The sequence below is a fragment of the Gimesia sp. genome, from assembly GCF_040219335.1.
In the GTDB taxonomy this organism is placed as follows: Bacteria; Planctomycetota; Planctomycetia; order Planctomycetales; family Planctomycetaceae; genus Gimesia.
On record NZ_JAVJSQ010000028.1, the window covers coordinates 53,036 to 76,251 of the forward strand.

The 23,216-nt window shown below is 53.5% G+C and carries 18 protein-coding genes; 12 read left to right on the forward strand and 6 right to left on the reverse strand.

Features of this window, described 5'->3' with window-relative positions; all coding sequences use genetic code 11:
- Positions 1-10: 10 nt before the first annotated feature.
- The 4 genes from RID21_RS21295 to RID21_RS21310 all read left to right on the forward strand — a co-directional run bounded on the left by RID21_RS21295 (position 11) and on the right by RID21_RS21310 (position 3,697).
- Positions 11-673: an OmpH/Skp family outer membrane protein gene (locus RID21_RS21295; protein ID WP_350192378.1), complete on the forward strand. Its 663-nt coding sequence runs from the start codon at positions 11-13 to the stop codon at positions 671-673.
- A gap of 118 nt (positions 674-791) precedes the next feature.
- A complete protein-coding gene (locus RID21_RS21300; protein WP_350192380.1) occupies positions 792-1,673 on the forward strand; it encodes a UDP-3-O-acyl-N-acetylglucosamine deacetylase in 882 nt (293 codons plus the stop codon).
- A gap of 84 nt (positions 1,674-1,757) precedes the next feature.
- On the forward strand, positions 1,758-2,624 hold the full coding sequence (gene lpxA, locus RID21_RS21305) for an acyl-ACP--UDP-N-acetylglucosamine O-acyltransferase (protein WP_149343062.1): 867 nt from the start codon (positions 1,758-1,760) through the stop codon (positions 2,622-2,624).
- Entirely contained in the window at positions 2,621-3,697 is a 1,077-nt protein-coding gene (locus tag RID21_RS21310; protein WP_145438771.1) for a Gfo/Idh/MocA family protein, read from the forward strand. The genes lpxA and RID21_RS21310 overlap by 4 nt, the downstream gene beginning before the upstream one ends.
- A gap of 78 nt (positions 3,698-3,775) precedes the next feature.
- Here the strand turns inward: RID21_RS21310 and bcp are convergent, their stop codons facing one another.
- Positions 3,776-4,261, reverse strand: a complete 486-nt coding sequence (gene bcp / locus RID21_RS21315) for a thioredoxin-dependent thiol peroxidase (protein WP_350192382.1) — start codon at positions 4,259-4,261, stop codon at positions 3,776-3,778.
- A 181-nt stretch (positions 4,262-4,442) separates the two neighbouring features.
- Positions 4,443-5,948 (reverse strand): endo-1,4-beta-xylanase, encoded by a 1,506-nt coding sequence (locus tag RID21_RS21320; RefSeq protein ID WP_350192384.1) that lies wholly within the window; start codon positions 5,946-5,948, stop codon positions 4,443-4,445.
- A gap of 274 nt (positions 5,949-6,222) precedes the next feature.
- Between RID21_RS21320 and RID21_RS21325 the strand changes: the two genes are divergently transcribed.
- Together RID21_RS21325 and RID21_RS21330 are read left to right on the forward strand one after the other, a co-directional pair.
- Positions 6,223-7,113: a phosphoribosylaminoimidazolesuccinocarboxamide synthase gene (locus RID21_RS21325; protein ID WP_350192386.1), complete on the forward strand. Its 891-nt coding sequence runs from the start codon at positions 6,223-6,225 to the stop codon at positions 7,111-7,113.
- Positions 7,114-7,454: 341 nt separating this feature from the next.
- Complete coding sequence (locus tag RID21_RS21330) at positions 7,455-9,863, forward strand: hypothetical protein (protein WP_350192388.1); 2,409 nt, start codon at positions 7,455-7,457, stop codon at positions 9,861-9,863.
- Positions 9,864-9,895: 32 nt separating this feature from the next.
- Here the strand turns inward: RID21_RS21330 and RID21_RS21335 are convergent, their stop codons facing one another.
- The gene (locus tag RID21_RS21335; RefSeq protein WP_350192390.1) at positions 9,896-11,110 is read right to left on the reverse strand and encodes an SGNH/GDSL hydrolase family protein; all 1,215 of its coding nucleotides are present in this window, start codon (positions 11,108-11,110) and stop codon (positions 9,896-9,898) included.
- Positions 11,111-11,333: 223 nt separating this feature from the next.
- Between RID21_RS21335 and RID21_RS21340 the strand changes: the two genes are divergently transcribed.
- Positions 11,334-12,314, forward strand: a complete 981-nt coding sequence (locus RID21_RS21340; RefSeq protein ID WP_350192392.1) for a ThuA domain-containing protein — start codon at positions 11,334-11,336, stop codon at positions 12,312-12,314.
- A gap of 64 nt (positions 12,315-12,378) precedes the next feature.
- Here RID21_RS21340 and RID21_RS21345 read toward each other — a convergent pair whose 3' ends face one another.
- Complete coding sequence (locus RID21_RS21345; RefSeq protein WP_350192394.1) at positions 12,379-13,938, reverse strand: TrkH family potassium uptake protein; 1,560 nt, start codon at positions 13,936-13,938, stop codon at positions 12,379-12,381.
- 155 nt (positions 13,939-14,093) lie between these two features.
- Between RID21_RS21345 and RID21_RS21350 the strand changes: the two genes are divergently transcribed.
- Positions 14,094-16,043, forward strand: coding sequence for an FG-GAP repeat domain-containing protein (locus tag RID21_RS21350; RefSeq protein WP_350192396.1), 1,950 nt, complete (start codon positions 14,094-14,096; stop codon positions 16,041-16,043).
- A 30-nt stretch (positions 16,044-16,073) separates the two neighbouring features.
- Positions 16,074-16,640: a DUF1802 family protein gene (locus tag RID21_RS21355; RefSeq protein ID WP_350192398.1), complete on the forward strand. Its 567-nt coding sequence runs from the start codon at positions 16,074-16,076 to the stop codon at positions 16,638-16,640.
- A 75-nt stretch (positions 16,641-16,715) separates the two neighbouring features.
- On the opposite strand, the gene RID21_RS21360 is transcribed toward RID21_RS21355, so the two are convergent.
- Positions 16,716-18,035 (reverse strand): nucleotide sugar dehydrogenase, encoded by a 1,320-nt coding sequence (locus RID21_RS21360; protein WP_149343082.1) that lies wholly within the window; start codon positions 18,033-18,035, stop codon positions 16,716-16,718.
- A 250-nt stretch (positions 18,036-18,285) separates the two neighbouring features.
- Positions 18,286-20,376, reverse strand: coding sequence for a M3 family metallopeptidase (locus RID21_RS21365; protein ID WP_350192400.1), 2,091 nt, complete (start codon positions 20,374-20,376; stop codon positions 18,286-18,288).
- Positions 20,377-20,595: 219 nt separating this feature from the next.
- Between RID21_RS21365 and RID21_RS21370 the strand changes: the two genes are divergently transcribed.
- The 3 genes from RID21_RS21370 (at position 20,596) to RID21_RS21380 (ending at position 23,214) form a co-directional block, all read left to right on the forward strand.
- Positions 20,596-21,615: an alpha/beta fold hydrolase gene (locus RID21_RS21370; protein ID WP_350192402.1), complete on the forward strand. Its 1,020-nt coding sequence runs from the start codon at positions 20,596-20,598 to the stop codon at positions 21,613-21,615.
- 79 nt (positions 21,616-21,694) lie between these two features.
- Positions 21,695-22,114, forward strand: coding sequence for a hypothetical protein (locus RID21_RS21375; RefSeq protein WP_350192404.1), 420 nt, complete (start codon positions 21,695-21,697; stop codon positions 22,112-22,114).
- Positions 22,115-22,146: 32 nt separating this feature from the next.
- Entirely contained in the window at positions 22,147-23,214 is a 1,068-nt protein-coding gene (locus RID21_RS21380; RefSeq protein ID WP_350192406.1) for a lysylphosphatidylglycerol synthase transmembrane domain-containing protein, read from the forward strand.
- Positions 23,215-23,216 lie beyond the last annotated feature (2 nt).

The window sequence follows — 23,216 nt, forward strand, 5'->3', positions numbered from 1 at the left end:
TGCTTCGGTCGTGAAAAAATTAATGACATCTGCTACAGTTCTTGCCATTGTTGGTTGCTTTGCCTGTTTCACCGAAACAGCATCTGCACAAAACAATGCTCCCAGCAAGACCTCTTCTGTGGTACACAAAGTGGGCCTGATCGACATGGCTCACGTGTTCAAGAACTACGAGAAATTCACCGCCCTGCGTGAAGAGCTCAAAACTGAAATTCAGCAGAGCGATGCCAAAGCGAAAGCCATGGCAGAGCAGATTCAGGCTGTTCAGAAAGAGATGCAGGATTTCAAACAGGGCAGCCCTGAGTACCTGGCTCGCGAAAAGCAGCTGGCCCAGGCCGCTTCCGACTTCGAAGCATTCCGTAAAGTAGCACAGCGTGATTTTTTGCGGAAAGAATCCCGGATCTATCACACCATTTACATGGAAGTGACTGAAACGGTTCAGAAGTACGCAAAGATCTACAACTACACTCTGATCATGCGGTTTAATCGCGAAAGCCTCGACACCGATGATCCCAAGAAACTGATCCAGGGTATGAATCGCCAGGTGGTATTTCACCGTGCTGACGATGACATCACTCTGTCCGTGCTGGACTACCTGAACCGCAACTACAAGAGCCAGGCAGGAGCTGCCGGTGGTTCTGCTACTCGTCCGACTCCCGGTAACACCCGGCAGTAGTAGAGAAGGGTTCTCATGCACTCCTCAAACGGATGCAGCGCAGGTCTGAATCTGCCTGCATCCTTTTTGTGGTTGTTTCAGTGCACCAGGATCATCTTTCTTTTTGAAGGAGCAGCCCATGCGAACTCGCCAACAGAGAACGCTGGCCAGATCAGTACAGTGTCGCGGAGTCGGGATCTTCACAAACTCTGATGTGAAAATTCGCTTTTTCCCCGCACCGGAAAATCATGGAATCCAGTTTGTCCGGACGGATCTGAGTGGATCCAAACCAATCCCGGCTTTGATTGAGAATGCCGTCTTTCGGCAGCGGCGGACTGCGATTGAATTCGAAGACGCTTCTGTCGAAATGATCGAGCATGTCATGGCCGCTCTGGCAGGATTGCAGATCGATAATTGCCGCATCGAGATCAATGCTCCCGAGGCTCCCTGTTTTGATGGTTCCGCGCTGGAGCTGTCAGAGGAGTTTCTGGAAGCGGGAATCGTAGAACAGCCATTCCCCCGGAAAGTGATTTCGATTCAGCAGCCAGTGACCGTGGACAATGAGGCGGGCAGCTTTATTCAGGCTCGTCCTTTAAATCGGTCTGTCATGGCGATTGGCTACTATCTGAACTATGGCGCAGACTCGCCGGTTGAGCCTCAGTGTCTGACTCTGGAAATCAATCCGGAGGTCTGGGTGAACCAGTTGGCTTTTTCCCGTACGTTTGTGCTGGAAGAAGAAGTCGCAGCCATGCGTGAGCTGGGCTACGGTCAGCGGTTGAGTGCCGCCGATCTCCTGGTTCTGGGGCCGGATGGTCCCGTTGATAACGAATTAAGGACACTCGACGAATGTGTCCGCCACAAAATGCTGGATTGCCTGGGAGATTTTGCTCTGCTGGGCTGTGACCTGCACGGTTATTTCAGCGCAAATCAGTCGGGGCATTCTCTAAATCGAGAGCTGATCCGGCAGATCAGGTTAACGCATCAATCCACGGAATCCGAAACAGCCTGGAAGGTTGCTTAAAAAGTATTGATTCAGCTGCTGGACAGCTATTCCATCACACTCTGGTATGTCACTGACTGCAGACTTTTTAGGACGTCAACACACATGGCGACAAGTATCTCAAATCTCTCCCACGTCGATCCCCAGGCAGAAATTGGAGAGGATGTGACAATCGGCCCATTCTGTTTTGTGGGACCGGATGTCAAAATTGGGAATGGGACTGTACTGGACAGTCATGTTTCCATCACGGGACATACTACAATTGGCGAACGAAATCGTTTTTTCCCGACATCAGTCATTGGCAGCGAGCCACAGGATGCCGGCTATCATGGTGCTCCCACCCGATTGATCATCGGTGACGACAATCTGTTTCGAGAAGGATGCACGATTCATCGGGGCGCCGAAAAAGAAGACCACTGCACACGCATTGGCAATCGAAATACATTCCTGTGTAATTCTCATGTCGCTCACAACTGCCGGATCTTTGATGATGTGACACTCGTCAACGGCGTGCTGCTGGGCGGACATGTGCATGTGCACGACCGGGCGATTGTTTCCGGAAACACGGTCGTCCATCAGTTCTGTACCGTAGGAACGCTGGCCTTCGTCAGCGGCGGTGCCCGGGCCACGATCGACGTGCCTCCCTTTATGATCTGCACGGGCTCCGATGATTTTCGCGTGCGGTTTGTCAACCTGGTTGGCATGCAGCGTGCGGGTATTTCGGAGAGCTCAATTGCAGTCATCCGCAAAGCGTACCGTCTGTTCTATCGCAAGAATAAAAAACTGGACGAAGTCCGCGAAATTTTCAGTCAGGAACTGGAGGGTGTAATGCCGATGGCATTGCAGACTCTGTTTAATCATTTTGAAGGAATTCAGGGGAGTAAAGCGGGACGAGGACGAGAAGCAGCCGCCCGCAGCGCCAAATACGTTCCTGAAGAAAACAGTCAAGATTCAACACGGAGAGCAGCATGAGTTCATTGAACGTGGCCGTCGTCGGGGTCGGAGCTTTAGGGCGGCATCACGCCCGGATTTTAGCTGGCATGGAAGGGGTCAATCTGTGTGCAGTTGCCGACACCAATCCTGATCAGGGACAGGCCATTGCCGAGCAGCACGGCACCCGCTGGGTGGCAAATTACCGTGAGCTATTTGATTCCGTGGACGCGGTTTCTCTGGCCGTACCGACTCATGCCCATCTGGCGATCGCCGGTGAATTTCTTTCACAGCAGATTCCCGTACTGGTCGAAAAGCCAATCGCCTGTAATCTGGCTGAAGCAGAAGAGCTGGTGCAGATTGCGGAAGCCAATCAGACTCTGCTGCAGATTGGACATGTCGAGCGGTTCAATCCTGCCACCCAGGCTGCTTTCCAGCGCTGTCCGCAGCCACGCTTTATTCGCAGCGAACGCGTCAGCCCTTACACCTTCCGTTCAACCGATATCGGTGTGATTCACGATCTGTTGATTCATGATATTGACCTGGTACTGTCCGTCGTCCAGTCCCCGCTGCAAAGCGTGGAAGCGTTTGGAATCTCAGTGATGGGCGAGCATGAAGACGCCGTTCAGGCGCGTCTGCGATTCCAGAATGGATGTATTGCCGACCTGACTGCCAGCCGGATCTGCCCGGTGGCGAAACGGACCATGCAACTCTGGGGTGTTTCCGGATGTGTAACCGTTGACTTCACCAGCCGGGAAGTGAATTCCTTTCGGCCTTCAGAAACTCTGTTGTACGGCACTCCTCCGCTGGAGCGAGCCCGGAAAGCAGGCGTAAACCTGGAAGCATTGAAACAGGAAGTCTTCGGAACGTTTCTGAAAGTGGAGAATCCTGAAGTTTCTTCGGCAGATGCTCTGACTGCAGAGCTGAGCAGCTTTGTGGAATCGATTCGTAATAATACAGCGCCCCTGGTAGGGGGAACCCAGGCTCTGGAAGCAATGCAGGTTGCAGAGCGAGTACTGGAAGCAGTCAATGCTCATCAGTGGGATGGCAGCCAGCAGGGACCTGTCGGACCCTTCATCCAGTTTCCGAGCGAACAACGCCGCATGGCCGGCTAGCAGGCACCCGAAGCGGGAACTGCGTCAGCCAGCCAGCGTTGTTCGAGGGAGTTGAGACGAGGTCCTCAGGCCGCTTGATCAGTCAAGCTCTTTTAATGCCTGGGCGACCTCTTCGGCGTGTCCGTTGACTTTCACCTTGGGCCAGGCTGCGGCAATTTTGCCTTCCTTGTTGATCAGGAAAGTCGCACGCTGGATCCCCATGTACTTCTTGCCGTACATGCTCTTTTCTACCCACACACCATACTTTTCAGCGATGGCATGGTCTTCGTCTGCGAGCAAGGTGAAAGGCAGTTCGAACTTGGTCGCGAATTTTTCGTGAGACTTTACCGAGTCGGGGCTGATACCCAGAATGACGGTGTCATTTTTCTTGAAGGTAATAACCCGATCCCGGAAGTCACAGGATTCAGTGGTGCAGCCGGGGGTATTGTCTTTGGGGTAGAAGTACAGCAGTACGTTCTTTTCCCCTTTGAATTCGCTCAGGCGGACTTTGCCTTCCGGATAAGCGGGGAGAGTAAAAGCAGGAGCACGCTTGCCAACTTCAGGTACGTTGCTATCGGTAGCCATGTTGATTCCTTGATGAAGTCTGAGGGGCGAACCGGGGCTGGTTCGTTAGGGCGCGATGAAGCCAGTCGGAATACGAATCAGACTGGAATGCAAAACTTCAGTCACGCACCTGCATGATAACAGTCTGACATGGAATTTTCGACAGAGAGCCGCTGTGCAATGTGGTAGAACCTGTTTGAAATCAGGCGCGCCAGTATTGGCGATGATACTTCGTGACCGTGTCCAGGGCTGGCTTGGCTTTGCCGTCTTCGTTGACCAGACCCGAGTGGGGAAATCGGCAGGCATCCTGGTCACGGAACTGTGACCAGTAAACACCGGTTACCGCTGGTTTAGCCAGTAGCAGGGGGAGATAAAGCTCGATCCACTCGGCCTGGGCTGCTTCACTCCAGCCGGTTTTCCACTGGCTGGTTTGGACCCGCGAGATGCTTTTGTTCCGTTCGTTGACGACCGTATCGTCACTGGGGAAACCCAGGGTCAGGTGCAGCGGCAGATTCAGCATGCTCCATTTGTCGATCAGTTTCGACATATCCAGCATGTCATGATGATGCGAGCCGTTCGGGAAATAACCGATGCTCAGTTCCAGATCGATTCCGGAAAGCCCGACTCCCAGTCTGTCGATGGCATCGACGAACTGCATGGGAGAGAGCTGGTGCTGCCCCTTGGAAAGGTAATCTCCCCAAGGCTGTTCCACTCTGATGAAACACTGGATGGAGTCATCCGTCTGTTTAGCAACTTCGATGGCGCGGGCGGTGAGAGTGAGACGGGTCTCTTCATTGAGTCCGAAGACACCGCCGGTGTTCATGGCAGAAACCAGCGTCCAGTTTCGAATACTGCCCGTATACCGGGTGATCGCGGTCTCAATGAAATGGGAAACGATGCTCTGGAAGTTGACCATATCCAGCTTCCAGGACTCGAGCCAGTCGGGGAGTCCCTCTGGGGCGAAATCGAGCAGGCAGCCTCCGCGAATCAGCAGATTGTTTTTTTCGCACCAGTCAACCTGCTGATCGCACAGGTCCCAGTTCTGGTCACCTTCATAGAGTTCGATGTTTTTCCAGTTCACCAGATCCACATTGACGGCATCAAAGGCCTGGCAGATCTGAGCCCGTTCGGAACTGTCAGGAATCAGGGTTCCCAGGTTACAGCCCAGAGAAACGGGCAGTTTTAGTGACTGTGCCCGCTGGTGCAGAATCGTCAGTCGCTGTCGTGCATAAAGCTGGACCAGCATTTCAGCAGCGGCATGCGCTTTCTGCAGGGCCAGGTCGGCGAGTTCCGAACAGCGTTCCAGTTGATCCTGGATGACGGCCGCCTGGGAAAATGCATGGAAGGCTTCGTCGTGCAGCTTAATGAGTGCCTGGGGAATGACCAGACCGGCAATCTGCCAGTTGCTTAACTGGTCTTTGAGCGTGGAAATTTTTCCACGGGCCAGTTCCAGTGAGAGCACGTAGGGCTCTTCGCGCTCTGCAAGGGATGCGGTCCGCACGATCGGGCGGCCAAAGTCTGTGACGTGCCAGACGATATTCAGTTTGCAACTTTGCGAGGTCTGGCGGCGGAAAGTGAGAACATTTCCATCCACCTCAATCCGTGTCGGAAACACACGTCCGTCGACAGCATTCAGATAAGCGCGGTGAAGATCAGACCAGTCTTCAGGTACTTGAGTAGGTGCAATTAGAAAGCGCAAGTTGCCCATAAGAACGGGTCACAATCATTCTCTGATTTTCGAATTAAGAAGTTAACTTCAAACTACTTCTCCCATTATCGCGTTTGCAGCACTGGTGGCAAGTGTAGACTCGTATGTATGTACATTGGGCTGGTTGGGGCCGGCGGCTGGCAGGAAACTGACGATCACTCGAATTAGCAGGGATTTAGCGGTTATGAACAGCACTCAATTGTTTAGCCTGCTGGTTCTCGCTAAACTTCCAGTGTCTCGATTCATCCGTTTTTCATGAATGTGGTCACGAAACATGACATCCTCCGCGTTTACCGAAAGTTCACTCACCGGCATTCCCGTTAAACGGGGAAAAGTCCGCGATGTATATGATTTTGGCGATCGGCTGCTGTTTGTGGCCACCGATCGAATCAGTGCCTTCGACTGGATTCTCTCACCGGGAATTCCCGACAAGGGGCGGGTGTTGACCCAGATCAGTCGGTTCTGGTTTGAACGATTCTCCACAATTCCGAACCATCTGTTGAGCATGGATCCAGCCGATCTGCCGCTCCCTGCTGATGCTGATCTCGAAGCGCTGCGGGGCCGTTGTATGGTGGTTCGGAAGACCGAAGTGGTTCCCTTTGAATGTGTCGTCCGCGGCTATCTATCCGGATCTGGGTGGAAAGACTATCAGGCGACTGGAGCCGTATGTGGTATTGATTTGCCAGCGGGTCTCAAACAGAGTGATCAATTACCCGAGCCCCTGTTTACGCCGGCTACCAAAGCGGAGTCCGGCCATGATGAAAACGTTTCATTTGAAGTGATGAGTCAGGCCATCGGTCAGGAACTGGCTGACAGTCTGCGGGAGAAGAGTATCCAGATTTATCAGCAGGGTTCTGAATATGCCCGGGAACGTGGCATCATCCTGGCCGATACCAAGTTTGAGTTCGGTCTGCTGGACGGAACACCGATTCTGATTGATGAAGTTCTGACTCCCGACAGCTCCCGTTTCTGGCCTGCGGAGACCTACCAGCCGGGTGGCGCACAGCCTTCGCTCGATAAGCAATTTGTTCGCGACTGGCTGGAGACGACCGACTGGGACAAGAACAGCACTCCACCTGTGCTGCCCGATCAGATTGTCGAAAAGACGCGCGAGAAGTATTTTGAAGCATACAAAATGCTGACCAGCGGGGAATGTACCTGGTAAGCCCAGCGTATAAGGTGCCAGTTCTGCGGGTTGCGTCGATTATGCTGCTTGTGTCGACATGATTCTTCGTCTTCGACCTAAACAGCGACAGATACTTGGTTTTTGTGCATATGCAGACCTGGTGCGTAGAGTCTGTTCTACTGAAATACGATGAGAGTCTGGGATCGCCTCTGAAAAGATGGTATTCTGAAGGCTGATCCGTGGGAAATCTGGCTCTCGAATCCGTGAAAAACTCCAGGGAGACGGACTTTTTAGCCAATAAACGGTTTCTGGTAACGTAGGAAAGGAACAGGCTTTTTAAATTCTCAAATTCCGGCGGTCAGAGTGTCGATGAAATCAGTATGACTGTACGATTATTTCCTCAATCCGGACTGTTGTCGTCTCAAAATAATGTGACGACACGTTGGTCACCTTGCATTCTTGCAGCAGGCTGCCTGTGCCTGATTTTCGCCCTGCTTTACGCACTCCCGACGCGAGCCGGGGAAGTGGAAGTCAAGCACGGCACGATTCTCCGCGGTGACATTGTGCCCATCCTGGGGCTGACCGACGCCCTGGCATCCCGTCTGGAGTACGGCGATACCGAAGTTGCGATCCCCAAGCGAAAACTGGAGGGGTATCCAATCATTATGGTCGATGATGGAGTCGTCCGTTATTTTGTGTCCCGACGTGAGATGCAGCGGCTTAACAACGATCAGGATCTTTCGCGGTATGAAACATTCGAACTGCCTCAACGGGTGACCGGACGGGGACAGATGCTGAAGGTCGTCGGCAATTATGAGGATGTGACCGACTTCGATGAGTTCGGGCGGCGGAAAGTCACTCTCCGAACCAGCAAAGGGTTGATGCCTTTGTTACAGGGAGTGACCGAGATCACGCCGCACTACCTGAAGATTACCGGGCTCAAACAGCAGTGGAACCTGGGGATGCGGACGACTTCTGTCAAGGAAGAGATCCTGGATGCCATGCTGAAAAAGAACATCGATCCGCTGGAGCCCAATGATCGGATCGCAATCGCCCGCTTCTACATCCAGGCTGGCCTCTATCTGCCGGCCGGTAAAGAGTTTGATTACATCGAGCAAAACTTCCCTGAGTACAAGGAGAAGATTGCAGGTTTCGTCACTGAACTGCGGACGCTGCACGGCCAGCAGTTATTGAATGAGTTGGAACAGCGCCGCAAGGCAGGGCAGCATCAACTGGCACAGACCGCGATCGCCAAATTCCCCACGAATAATGTCGACCAGTCAATTCTCCGCCAGATCCGCGAGGTGGAATCGGATTACGCAAAACGCAGCGAACGGATTGAGAAAGCACTGTTCCGCCTGGGGGAACTCGAAGCAGAAATTGAAGAGGTCAAAAACAAATCTCTGCTGCAGGCCTGTCGACGCGAAGTAATGAGCCAGTTGAATTATGAATCGATCGATCGCCTGGGAGCGTTCCTGAACCTGGAGAGTGATGATTCTCTCTCGTCGCGTGAAAAACTCGCGCTGGCCTATTCCGGCTGGATCGTCGGTGCAGCCAACGTGGTGACCGATCTGGATACGGCTCTCAACCTCTGGACGGCCCGGGCGCATGTACTGGAATACCTGCGCAATGAAGATGAGCAGCTGGATGTCAACATGATCGAAACACTTTCGAAGCTGGAAGGTGTTTCGACGGCGGTGGTCAAGCAGATGATTCCTCTGCTGCCTCCGATCCTCGATGCCCCCATCAGAAATACAGAAACTGCGTTTCCGATTCAGGTGACAGATCCTGGAGCGGAGCTCCCCGTGTCTTATACTGTGTTGCTGCCGCTGGAATACAATCCGCATCATACGTACCCGATGATAGTGGCGTTACCGACCGCAGGTGCCAAACCGGAGATGGAGTTGCACTGGTGGGGGAAGTATAAAGATGGACCGGGACAGTCACAACGCCGTGGATATATCGTGATTGCCCCCGATTATCTGCAGGAAGGACGAGACCGATATACTGATAATGCGACAGCCCATTATGCTGTGATTCAGTCCATTCGCGATGCCCGCAAACGCTTCAATGTAGATTCCGACCGTGTCTTTCTGGCCGGGCATGGGACAGGCGCTGATGCTGCCTTTGATATCGGCATGTCGCATCCGGGACTCTTTGCGGGCGTGATTCCGATCGCGGGGAAAAGCAGCGCGTTCAACCTGCATTACTGGCAGAACGCCAGTGACCTGGCCTGGTATATTGTAGGAGGTGAGCTCGACCGCGATACACTGGAGCATAATTCACTGCTGGTCAACCGGATGATGCGCAACGGACACGATGTGATTTACGCAGAGTATAAGGGCCGCGGGTATGAGCATTATTATGAAGAAATCCACCGGCTGTTTGACTGGATGGAACTTCATCAGCGCGTGAAATATCCCAAAGAGATCGAAGCCAAAATTCTCCGTCCGCTGGACAATCGGTATTACTGGGTCCGCACCGATAAGTTCCCCCGCCATATCATGCAGGGGCCTGAGTACGTCGGCAATGGCCGAATCCGTGCCCGTCCGGTCACGCTGGGAGTCAGTATTAAGCTGGGCAACGTGATCTATGTGAAATCGGGGGGTAAGTCCTATTCACTCTGGCTCAATCCGGAACTGGTCGATTTCGACAAACGACTGGAAGTCCACGTCGATAACAAGACCCAGTTTAATGACTTCCTGCGTCCCGATATGAAAGCAATGCTCGACGATTTCCGTGATCGCGGTGATCGGCAGAAGCTGTTCGATGCCCGGCTCGATTTTTAGGAGAGCCGGACGTATCAACCAGGCAGACAGTTTCAGTTGCCGGTGAAGTACATGATGCGGGCAGCATGTCCCGTGCTGGACGATTTCGGACTCACCCGGATTTTCGCCTGATGCTTGCCTGGTTTGAGTTCGCTGTTAAAGACGACCGTGCGGGGATAGTGCAAGCCTTTGCTGTAATGATGGTACAGATCGTGTGTCTGAAACGGTCCACCATCAATGCTGACTTCCAGCTGACCTGCATCGGGGCCGGCGACAATGAACGCGCCCAGTGCGGTTCCCTTAAAGTCCAACTCCAGTTCGGCACCCGGTTTCTCTGCACACAACATGGGGATGCTGGTAAAGCGACTGCGTTTACTACCCGGAATGGATTCCCAGGCAGGAACCTCGATCTCCCAGCCCGATGCTGGTTTCGCAAGCTTAACGTCAATCAAACGGCCATTGCGGAAACTGAAGACATCCAGCGGCTGATCCGGCGTAGAATGTTTTTCTTTTGGTCCGGATTCCTGCCAGGCACGTGTCAGCAGCTTTTCAATCATGGCGGCACAAATTGCATTACCGAAAGGAGCCGGGTGTGTTCCGCCATACTGTTTCCAGGTCAGTTGGTCGGCGTCGATCAGACGGGCGACTTCACTGGCCAGATCGATGGTTGAAATCTGGTAGTGTTTTGCAACCTGCTCATGACTGGAACTGGAGAGCGGTTTTTTCTTCTGTTGAATGGTTTCCAGCATCGAAGGGTTTACGAAATGCACCATGACGATGTCGGCATAAGGATTGTGCCGCCGGATCTGGGCGATCACTCCTTCCATCCCGCGAATCGCTGCTTCCTTGGAGTGCCCGGCATCCTGATCGTCGTTGACAGCGAATTCGACAAAGAAGAGATCGACTGGCCCCTGGCTGAGAACATCGCGATTCGTACGAAACGCACCCGTGTTCGAGCAGGTGGAGGAGATGCCGGCGTTGGTAAATGTGAATTTGGTCTCGGGAAATGTCTTTTCCAGGAACTCACAGACCATCGGCCGATAGCCGTTCATTTCGGTGATTGAGCCACCCAGGAAAGCGACGTGGCCCGTTTTAGTAGATTCGAATTTCTGTTTGCTGTTCTGATAGCTGCCACGCAGATGAATGTTTTTGTCTGAGATTTCGGGCAGGTTCTGCGGAGGGGCTGCGATCAATTCAGTCGAGGCATGACATAAAACCAGGCAGAGGAGGGCAGACAGCAGACGAAACGGGGATCGGGCATAGTTCATAGTCGGGCGAGCTCAAAATGGAAAGAACAAAACTGGAAAGTACCGCGGTGAAAGGCCAATATCAGCCTCTTCCAGCATGCAGAATTCGGGGGGCCAGGTCAAGAGTTCTACCGGGCAACAATTGATTTCAGGTTCAGGGATTCGATACGATAGATGCCTGTTTCAATTTACCGTGTCTCAATATTACATATACAAAGAGCCCGCAGCGCTGGCAGGAGTTGTTATGAAATCGTTGTCTTTTCTGATCGCGTGTTGTTTATCCACCTTGTTACTGGGGACCGTCTTTGTGAGTGAAGCCCGGGCAGAGAAGAAGCCGCATGTGGTGTTCGTTACCGGCGATGATGAGTACCGGTCGGAGGAATCGATGCCGATGCTGGCCAAGATTCTGAAACGGGATTATGGCTTCGATGTCACTGTCTGTTATTCCCTGGATGATGAGGGCAATATCTCACCCGGGAATCAGAAATCGATCAGTGGCCTGGAAGCCCTCGACGATGCAGACCTGATGGTGCTCTTCACGCGGTTTCGCGATCTGCCTCCCGAACAGTTCCAGCATTTCCTGAACTTTGTGAAGTCGGGGAAGCCGATTGTCGGTTTCCGGACAGCCACACATGCTTTCATGTTCCGAGATCCGAAGAGCCCCTTCAAGGCGTGGAACGATCAGAAAATCGCCGAACTGGTTGGGCAGAAGTGGATCACTCACCACGGACATTTCGGTGACGGGCACGAATACCTGACGGAGGTCATGGTGAATGAGGAGGCTGCAGATCATCCGATTTTGCGGGGCGTCAAACCGTACAAGGCGTATTCCTGGTTGTATCATGTGGATGGTGGCAGCGAAGGGCATCAACTGGCGGGGGACAGCAAGCCCCTGTTGACGGGACGCTCACTCAAATCCGGACATGAGCAGAAAGGGAACCTCGATAAGTATCCGCTGACCAATCCGGTCGCCTGGACCAAGACTTACAAGGGAGCAGACGGAACCCGGGGCCGTGTCTTCTTCACCACGACTGCGCACCCTTTTGACTTCAAAGATCCCAACGTACGGAAGCTGGCATTAAATGGAATTCTGTGGGCGCTGGGCAGGGAAGCAGAGATTCCCTCCCAGGGAGCAAAAACGGATACCGTCGATGACTATGATCCGAACAACTCCGGCACTGGGCCGAAAAAATATAAAACAGAGCTGAAACCGGAAAAACTCTGATTGGAAAGACTGTGCAGATCCTGAAGCCCGTGGCGACAAAGCTGCGGGCTTTTTTAATGTACCGTCAGTAGTTCTTCCAGAAGGAGGGAACGAACAGGACCAGGATGGCAAACAGTTCCAGACGGCCCAGTAGCATGAGGATCGTCAGGATGACTTTCCCCGTGAGCGTGAAGTCGGCATAGTTTTCGGTCGGCCCCAGTTCGCCGACCCCCGGGCCGATGTTATTCAAAGTGGCGACCACGGCACTGGTGCAGTCGATCAGCTTTTCCGGTTTGTTTGTCTGCCACTCCGTATTGGGTTCGATGGCGGTCAACAACAGACTGCTGAAGATGAAGATGACCAGCACGAGGCTGAAGTACACGGTGACGTCATTGCGAATTCCCTGTTCGATGTTCGTGGTGCCAATTCGCAGGGGACGGACCACGTTCGGGCGAAACGATTTCTCGATTTCCAGCCAGATGATCTTGGCAAACAGCACAACGCGAATCACCTTGATGCCCCCCGCCGTCGAACCGGCACAGCCTCCCACAAACATCAGTAACAGCAGCAGCATTTTGGACGATTCATTCCACGTGTCGAAGTCGCCTGTCCCGTAGCCGGTGGTGGTCATGATGGAGACCGCCTGAAAGCCGGCATAACGCAGTGCGTCGGGCAGGGTGTCGTAAATATGGTTGTTGATCAGGTTATAGGTCAGAAAAATGATCGCGCCACTCAGGATCAACAGGTAGGTGCGGAACTCAATATCGCTACGCAGCGGGGCAATCATACTCTTCCAGGAGAAGTCGTGCGAACGCATATTTTTTAACGACAGGAAGTAGAGCGAGAAGTTGGTTCCCGCTGCCACCATGAATACCGCGATCGTAAATTCAATCAATGAGCTGTTGAAATACCCGACACTGGCGTTGTGCGTGCTGAAACCCCCGGTCGCCATCGATCCGAAACTGTGGCAGAATGCATCGAAGGCGCTCATGCCTTCCAGCCAGAGGATCAGCGCCAGCACGAGGGTAAAGGCGACATAGATGGTCCACATGACGATCGCTGACTCACGCACTCGGGGGCGGACCGCTTCACTCGTCGGGCCGGGGACCTCACGCCGCATGAGCGCTTTTCCGCCCGCGCCGAGATGGCTCAGGATTGCGACGAACAGCACGATGATTCCCATACCACCCAGGCAGTGGGTGAAGCTTCGCCAGAACAGGACACAGCGCGGTATCAGCTTCGGATCTTCCAGCTCTCTGAGTACCGAGGCTCCCGTCGTTGTGAAGCCAGAGATTGATTCGAATAATGCATCGGGAACTGTCATCGGAACGTCGGGGGAGACCATCGAACCGGAGAACAGAAAGGGGAGGCAGCCCAGGACACCGGAATAAATCCAGCTCAAACCAACGACGGCGAGTGCCTCTTTGCGCAGGATCGTGCCATGCTCTTTTCGCCCGGCCAGGTAGAGCAGGGAGCCGGAGACCAGACTGCAGGCAATCGCCCCACAGATGCCCCAGAAACCCGCAGACTCAAATTCGACAGCCTCTCCAAAAAAGGGGAATGCCCAGGGGAGACTGAATACCATTGACGCACCGACCAGCATGCCTACCAGGCCCAGCAGTCGGCAGAGAAGCAACCAATTCATTCGATTTCAACTTATTGATTTAGTGCGGTCAGGAACGACTGGAATCTTCCAGTCTGTTCGAGTTAAATATATAGAGAGATCTATAAAAGCAAAGATTATAGCACGTCTGTTCTTCGGGAACGATACCACTCATTCCGATTTAGGAAATTCCATTTATGCTCGCTCGACACCTGCTCCGTACGCCTTTATACCTTTGTCTGTTCTGTCTGGCTCTATCTGCCTCTGCTGTTTCCCAGGCTGAGGAACTTGAACAATTGACGTATCAGAATCCACAGCTGGAAGTGGATCTGGGCGTCGGCTTATGGGCCTGGCCTTTACCGATGGACTACGACGGCGACGGCGATCTGGATCTGCTTGTTTCCTGTCCCGACAAACCATCGAACGGCACTTATTTCTTTGAAAACAAGTCGGATGGTAAAGATTCGATGCCGGTTTTTGAGCCGGGGGTCAGACTGGGCAAAGGCTATCATAACACGTGTCTTTCCTTTGTGAACGGCAAACCACGTGTGCTGGTCGCCGGTCGTGAAGTGGTCGACTTTAAACAGCATGGGTTTGATAAACTCACCGGACTGCCTGTTGAACGGAATGTGCACGGCGGCAAGGTGCGGGCCAATCAATGGTATTACGTAGACTACGACGGCGACGGCGACCAGGATCTGGTGGTCGGTGTCGGCGACTGGAGCGACTACGGTTGGGACGATGCCTACAATCAACTGGGGCAATGGACCAACGGCCCCCTTCGCGGATATGTGTATGTGCTCAACAATGAGGGAACAGATGCCAAACCGGACTATGCTAAGCCAGCCCGTATCAAAGTGGGTGATAAGGATCTCGAAGTCTTTGGCTGGCCCTCTCCCAACTTTGCTGACTTCGATGACGACGGTGACCTGGACCTGATCTGTGGAGAATTTCTGGATCAGCTGACTTACTTCGAAAACACCGGCTCGCGGACTGAGCCGCGGTATACACTCGGGCGGCGTCTGGCGAGCAATGGGGATCCGATTCAGATGGATCTGCAGATGATCGTTCCCAAGGCGATTGACTGGGACAAGGATGGCGATATCGATCTGATCGTCGGTGATGAAGATGGCCGCGTTGCCTTCATCGAGAATACTGGAGAACTGATTGGTGGCGTCCCCCAATTTTTACCACCCCGCTATTTCCGTCAGAAAGCGGCTGGCGTCAAATTTGGTGCCCTGGCGACTCCTTATGCCTTCGACTGGGATGGTGATGGGGACGAAGATCTGATCTGTGGAAATACTGCCGGTTACATTGGCTTCTTCGAAAATCTGGATGGCCATTCTCGGTCGCCACGACTGGCAGCTCCCCGCTATCTGCAGGCTGGAGGACGACCGATTCGCATTCAGGCGGGCCCCAATGGTTCGATCCAGGGCCCCTGTGAAGCGAAGTGGGGTTATACGACACAGACCGTGGCAGACTGGGATCAGGATGGACTGCCGGATCTGCTGGTGAATTCGATCTGGGGAGAGATTCTACTGTTTAAAAACATCGGCACCCGGACGGAGCCCAAACTGGCGCCGGCACAGACGATTGACGTCGAGTGGAAAGCAGCAGCTCCCAAACCAGCCTGGAACTGGTGGGATCCACGGGGAAAACAACTGGTCACTCAGTGGCGGACAACTCCCGTTGCCGTCGACTGGAACCAGGACGGACTGATGGACCTGGTGATGCTGGATCACGAAGGGTATCTCGCGTTCTTTAAGCGAGTCAAAGAGGGAGATCAGCTCAAGCTTCAGCCCGGTGAGCGGATCTTTGTCGATGAATCGCTCAAGCCGATTCAGATGAACAAAAAGCGGGCCGGAGGCAGTGGACGCTACAAACTGCACGTGGTTGACTGGGACGGTGATGGTCGCCTGGACCTGCTGGTCAACAGCACGAACGCAGACTTCTACCGCAACCTGAAGTCCGTGGATGGGAAAGTGGTTCTGAAGAATGAAGGGCCGCTCAGTCAGCGCAAACTGGCCGGTCATACCAGCAGTCCCTGCACGGTCGACTGGAATCAGGATGGCGTTCGTGATCTGATTGTCGGGGCGGAAGACGGCTATCTCTACTGGATGAAAAATCCGAACTCACCTGAAAAGTAACTTCGACCAAAAGAGAAAACTGGTAGCAGAATGCAGGCAGAAAATCAGATCGCCTTTAAAGAGTGGGGAGCCATCTGTGCTTCCCTGGCAGAGGGTCGACAGTCACTGATTGTACGGAAGGGGGGCATTCATGAAGGCCGCGATGGCTTTCGTGTTGAACATCGTGAGTTCTGGCTGTTCCCGACCCGCTTCCATCAGGGCGCGGATCAACTGCAGGCAGGGCAGGAGAGCCTGTTGTCGCAACCTTATGCGCAGGAACCTGCAGCCGGTCAGATCAGGCTTGGGCTGTACGCCGTGGTGGAGCAGGTGCTCGAGTTGCAAGAGGAGTCGCAGTTGGCCGGTCTGGAAGAACTGCAGGTCCTCAACCAGGAGACGCTCGCACAACGCTTTGCGTATAAGCGTCCCGGGTTATACGTTCTGCTGGTTCGGGCGTATCAGATGCCGCAGCCCTTTGAGATTGAAGATGAAGCCCGTTACGGCGGTTGCCGTTCCTGGGTAGAACTTACTCAGGCTTATTCGACAGAGGGGGCGACGCCGGTTTTGACCGAGGAACAGTTTCAGCAGCAGAAACAGGCCCTGGAAACCCGGTTGAGCTGAACTCAATCTGTCGATTCTGGAAACGAAAACAGCCCGGGCAAAATCGTCCCGGGCTGTAGTTTTTGCTGTTGTGCTTCAGGCTTTGAAGATCTTCTCGCGGCCTTCAGTCACATTTTTGGTCGCATTACGAGTGTCGAGAACCATCTGGCTGTGCTTGACGATAAAGTCATAGTCATAAGCACTGTGGTCTGTCGCGATCAGTACGCAGTCCTGAGCTGCCAGATACTCGGGAGTGAGTTCCTGACTTTCCATCGCAGGTACATCGTGATGCCGCATCTTGGGCAGTTTCGGAATGTGGGGATCGTTGTAGGTGAAGTCCACGCCCCGCTCCATCAGCAGATCCAGCAGGTGGAACGAAGGACTTTCACGCGGATCGTCGACATCTTTTTTATAAGCCACGCCCAGCATGCAGATCTTACTGCCTTTGAGCGGTTTTGCTTTTTCGTTCATGAACTCAGCCAGACGGTCAATCACGTAGCGTGGCATGCGAGTGTTGACTTCACCGGCCAGTTCGATGAAGCGGGTCGTCTGACCTTCTTTACGTGCCAGCCAGCTGAGGTAGAACGGATCGATGGGAATACAGTGGCCCCCCAGTCCGGGACCGGGATAAAAGGCCTGGAAACCGAAAGGCTTGGTCTTGGCAGCGTCGATGACTTCCCAGACATCGATGTCCATGCGATCGAAGAGTGTCTTGAGCTCGTTGACCATCGCGATGTTGACGGCCCGATAGGTGTTCTCCAGAATCTTGCAGGCTTCGGCGACTTCCGGAGACGAGACCTGGATCACATTCACAACAGCGTGTGAGTACAGGGCCGAAGCAATCCTCAGACTGTTTTCTTCCATACCGCCGACCACTTTGGGGATGCCCGCTGCAGAGAAGTCGGGGTTACCGGGATCCTCGCGTTCGGGGCTGTAGGCGAGGTAATAATCTTCGCCGACTTTCAGACCAGCGTTATCCAGAATGGGCAGCATGACGTCCCGGGTCGTCGTGGGATAAGTGGTACTTTCCAGTACGACCAGTTGACCGGGCCGCAGGGTTTCCGCGATGACTTTCGCGGTGTTTTCCACATAGGTCAGGTCGGGGTCCCGGCTGGTGGTCAGGGGTGTTGGAACACAGATCAGCAGGGCGTCTGCTTCTTTCATCCGGGAGAAGTCAGCGGTCGCTTCGAACTGTTCTTTCGCAATCCACTTGGCAACGGTTTCGGATGGGATGTGCTTAATATAACTTTTGCCGGCCTGCAGTTGATCGACTTTGTTCTGATCAACGTCAAACCCCATCGTTTTGAAACCAGTGTTGACGAACGCGTCAATCAGCGGGAGCCCGACGTAGCCCAGGCCGATAATGCCGATAATTGCTGATTTGTCCTTGATCGCCTGCTCAAGCTGATTTGCCATCTGAATATCGTCCTTGCTTAATTCTGAAATGCAGGTAAATGTGCAGCTGAATGGGGCGGATCATATCAGTCGAACTTATTTCGTGCAAGCATTTTAGCGGACCGGCAGAAGTCGCCGGATCACAGCGGAATCTCATTGTTTTTGGAGCAGATGTCCAGACAAAAAGCAGGGCTGGCAACTATGAAATACGACGACAGGCCAGCTGAAACGGATCCAACTGGCCTGTCGGTATGGCTTTGTTTCACTCCGGTTACAGCAGTCCGGAATGGCGTAACAATGGTTCAGGACTCGGCTCGCGTCCGCGGAACTCCTTGAAGAGATCCATCGGATGCCGACTGCCTCCCATCGCCAGGATGGTATCCCGGAAGCGTCTGCCGGTTTCGGCAACGGCCTGCTCGTTATCCAGACCCGCTTCTTCAAAGGCACTGAAGGCGTCTGCACTGAGTACTTCGGCCCATTTGTAACTGAAGTAACCGGCTGCATACCCGCCTGCAAAAATGTGCTGGAACGAACAGAGGAAGCGGTCTTCAGGGAGCATCGGCAGAACAGACGTCGTCTGGCTGATTTCCCGCTGGACATCGAAGACCGATTTTTCACCCGCAGGATCAAATTCGCTGTGCAGTTTCAGATCGACTACACCGAACTGAATCTGACGCAGCATCTGAGTTCCTGCCTGGAAGTTGCGTGCCGCCTTGATTTTTTCAAACAGTTCATCGGGCAGGGTTTCACCCGTTTCGTAATGCTTGGCCATCCCCAGCAGGGTCGGTTTGTGATAGCACCAGTTTTCCATGAACTGGCTGGCCAGCTCGACGGCATCCCATTCCACGCCATTAATGCCGGCGGCATCGGCTTCATCAATGGTGGTCAGCATGTGCTGCAGACCATGTCCGAATTCATGGAACAGGGTCTCCACTTCCCGGAAGGTCATCAGCGAAGGCTTGTCTCCTACGGGGGGAGTGGAGTTACAGACCAGATGTGCAACCGGGAGTTGAACTTCCCCGTTGACCAGTTTGCGACCCAGGCAGTCGTCCATCCAGGCGCCGCCCCGCTTGTCTGCCGGACGGGCATAGGGGTCAAGGTAGAAACCGGCGATTGTTTTGCCGGCTTCATCCGCGATGTGGAAGAAACGCACATCTTTATTCCAGAGTGGAACGGTCTCTGACGCGGGAGTCACCGTAATGCCGAAGATCCGGTTTACCAGGCTGAACAGGCCGTCCAGAACTTTCTCCAGTGAGAAATAAGGCCGCAGCTGTTCGTCGGTGTAACTGAAGCGTTTTTCACGGAGCCGCTCGGACCAGAATGCGAAATCCCATTGAATGATGGGTTCCGTTTCTCCCTGCTCTTTCGCGTATTCCTGCAAATCAGCCAGGTCCTGCTGTCCGTTATCCCAGGAAGAACTTCGCAGCTGTTCTTCCATTTCCAGGACAGCATCGATACCGGGCGCCATTTTTTCTGCCAGGCTGACTTCCGCAAAATTCGCGTAGCCCAGAAGCTTTGCTTTTTCCTGGCGTAACTGCAGGATCTGGGGAATCAGCGATGTATTATCGTATTCCCCTTCCGATGCACGGGTAATGAATGCGCGGTAAACCTGCTCTCTCAAAATGCGGTTGCGACAATGTTGCATGAAAGGACCGAAGCAGGGGAAGTCGAGGGTGATTCGCCAGGGGCCCGCATCAGCGGTGGCTTCGGTATCTGCGTCTTTATCGTCCCAGGTATTATACGATTGAGCCGCGAGCTGTTTCAGACTGTCGGGGAATCCCGCTACATCTTTGCTCTCTGTAATCAGCAGTGTATAGGCCTTGGTTGCATCCAGCACGTTGTTGGCGAAACGGGTGGAGAGTTGGGACAGCTCTGTGGCGATTTCATTAAATCGCTTTAATTCATCTCCCGAGAGACCGATACCAGCCAGCTCTGCAGAGAGGATTCGTTTTTCGATAATGCGTTTCTGGGCATTATTCAACTGATCCCAGGAGCCGTTATCCCGGATGGACTTCATGGCTTCATAGATCGGCTTGCTTTGTCTGACACTCAGCGAAAAAGCGACGATTTCGGGGAGCACACTTTCATAGGCTTCCCGTAATTCAGGTGTGTTTCTCACTCCCAGCAGATGTCCCACGGAACCCCAGGAGCGTTCCCAGGGATAATCGAGCTCTTCGAGCGGTTGCATCAAGCCTTCCCAGCTCGGCTGTGCTTGGCTTTCGATTTTACGCAGGCTTGCTTCCGACTGTTCCAGCAGGGATTTCACTGCGGGTTTAATATGCTCAGGCTCAATTTCATCGAAGCGGGGAAGGCCCTCCAGTTCCAGAAGCGGGTTGTCTGACAGAGGCTGTTGCTGATCCATAACGTTTTAATGTCCTTCCTTAAGTTTGCTTCAGTAAATCTGGTTCGAGGCAGACTGTGTGCTTCGTCGGAAATCAATTCCGTGCGTTCATCATAAAATATCTCAGGTTCGATTGAAAAGGCATTCTATCTATTCGTCAAATCGATACAATGCTATGTGTACAGTTTGTCGCAGTGGAAAACCCGCTGCAGGGACTCTCGGATCTGTGGAAATCGAATTATGTTACAGCGATCTGCAGCCTGGGCAGTCGTGGTATGGCTGTCGGCTTATGCGACTGTCTGTCAGGCACAAGACCTGCCCGACAGTCAGAATCTGAACGAACTCTGGAAGCACCTCTCTGAGAAGGTACCGGCAATGAAAACAATGGGTGGACGTCAATTCTGGGGAGATGTGCAGTTTTTTCAAGGCTGGAAAATTCAACAGAATGTGATCAGCCAGCACTACCGCCTGCTTGATCCCAGCGATCAACGGCATGCCAGTGGAACGCTTGAGGAATGCCGGCAGAAGCTCGCAGAAATCAGAGAGGCCCGCAGGCTTCCTCCGATGCAGGGCCGGGCGGTGATTCTGATTCACGGGATCATCCGCTCTTCCAAATCCTTTGAAAAAATGAGACTGGCCTGCCTCAAGGAGGGCTGGATTACGATTCCCTTCGATTATCCCAGTACCCAGAAGACGATCCCAGAGAATGCCCAGTTCCTGGAGAAGGTGATCCAGTCGCTGGAAGGCGTTGAGGAGATCGATCTGGTTGTGCACAGCATGGGCGGTCTCGTGGTACGCTCCTGGCTGGATCAGCAGGAGGAAGTCGATCCCCGTGTCAGACGCATGGTCATGCTGGGAGTCCCCAATCGGGGGGCAGACATGGCAGACCGCTTTCGTTCGAATCTGCTGTTCAAAGTTGTGTACGGGCCAGCGGGCCAGCAGCTGGTGACCGAATTGAACGGGGACTTCATTTCGAGTCTGCCGACACCTCCCTTTCCATTTGGAGTCGTCGCCGGCGGGCGAGATACGTTGAAAGGCTTTAATCCTCTGATTCGAGGTGACGATGACGGTACGGTCAGCGTCAGTAGCACGCGACTGCCGGGAGCTGCGGATTTTGTTCTTCTGCCCGTGCTGCACTCTTTTATGATGAATGATCCCCAGTCAATTTCACATACCCTGCGGTTCCTCAAGACCGGAAAATTTCGCGAATCTGGTGAATCACAGCCGATTCCTGAGGTCGAAGCTGCGGCGGCCCCTTAAAATCCGTCGATAACAACAGGTACAAGCGTCATTCAGTGACCAGCTAATCCCCGCTTTTTTCAGACGACAGGTAGAACGGATGGAACGAGACGAACGGCAATTGAAACTGCTATCCAAGATTCAGGTCATTTATGGGATCGTCAATGTTTTTGTGACTTATCTGTTTTATGAGACCATTTATTTTGGTTTCGATGCGTATCGCAAGACGATGGAACAGACCAAGCCGGATCATCAGGTGGAACTGGAACTGGGATTCGGGCTGGTGATCTTTCTGGTTGGCGTTGCGATCCTGTTCTGTATCATTCTGGCTGGTCAGTCACTGTCCCGCCACGAAAGCTATGAATTCTGTATGATGGTTGCGATTTTTGAATGTCTCCTGATCCCCTTGGGAACCATCATCGGTATCTGGACGATTCTGGTTCTGCGACGCCCCTCGGTCAGAGCGCTATTTAAATCTCAACCACCACCAGAAAGTCCTGCCGACCAGGCCACCGCCTGATTTTTACCGCCAGCTCACGAAACCCACGATTGATGTCCGACCCTCCCACCACAGTTGAATCCCTTTCCGTCTCGCGGAAAATCTGGCGGGGAGTCAAATGGCTGTTGCTTGCGCTGGTCCTGTACTTCGTCTGGCAGCAGGGAGCGGAACTATACGCAGAGCAGGGGGACACGCTTACCGGTATCAGCATTGATCCGCTCTGGCTGGTTTTATCTGCAGCCTGTTATTTCATTGCCTGGTTACCCTCGGTCTGGTTCTGGCGTCAGTTGATTCTCAGTTCCGGAGAACAGGTTCGCTTCGGACCTGTCGCTCGCGCCTACTACTGCGGGCACCTGGGGAAATACATTCCCGGTAAGGTCTCGGTCCTCTTGATCCGGGCGACCCTGCTGAAAGATTTTGGCGTACGCGTTTCTGTTTCGGCCCTCACGGCTGCTTACGAGACGCTGGCTGTCATGGGAGTCGGGTTGGTTGTGTTCCTTTCCTTGATTCCGGTTGTGTTGAATGCAGAGCAGGTTCAGCAGTGGCCTGAGTGGATGCAGTCCGTACAGGCCCGTCCCTGGCTGGTTCCCGGTCTGTTTCTACTGGCGCTGTTTGTCTCTCTGCCACTGTTGTCTCGTCTGTTGAATCTGTTCGCGAAGAAATTTACAAAGTCCGATGTCAAAGCGACCGAGCCAGCTCCTCCCGCTGCTTTCTCTTTACGTTTGCTCTATGCGGGCGTGTTGTTGTTTCTTGTGAGCTGGACGCTGCATGGACTCAGCCTGGGTCTGGCACTCGCCTCCATCAACGGAGCGGGACTCGAATGGCAGGAATGGCCACGCTGGACCGCTGCAGTCTCCGCCGCGTATGCCCTGGGCTTTCTGGCGATTTTCGCACCTGCCGGCCTGGGAGTACGGGAAGGTCTGATCACCACGATTCTCGCCGGTTCCGCCCTGATTGGTCCTGCAAATGCGTTTGTCGCTGCCTTACTGATCCGGATCGTCTCATTTGCTAGTGAAATTCTGGCTGCTTTTGTTCTATACTATAGCTTTGGTAAATCGACTTCAGACGTGGATGATTCCGTACAGTCTGCCGCCGATTCCCAGTCCATTGATTCCCTGTGATT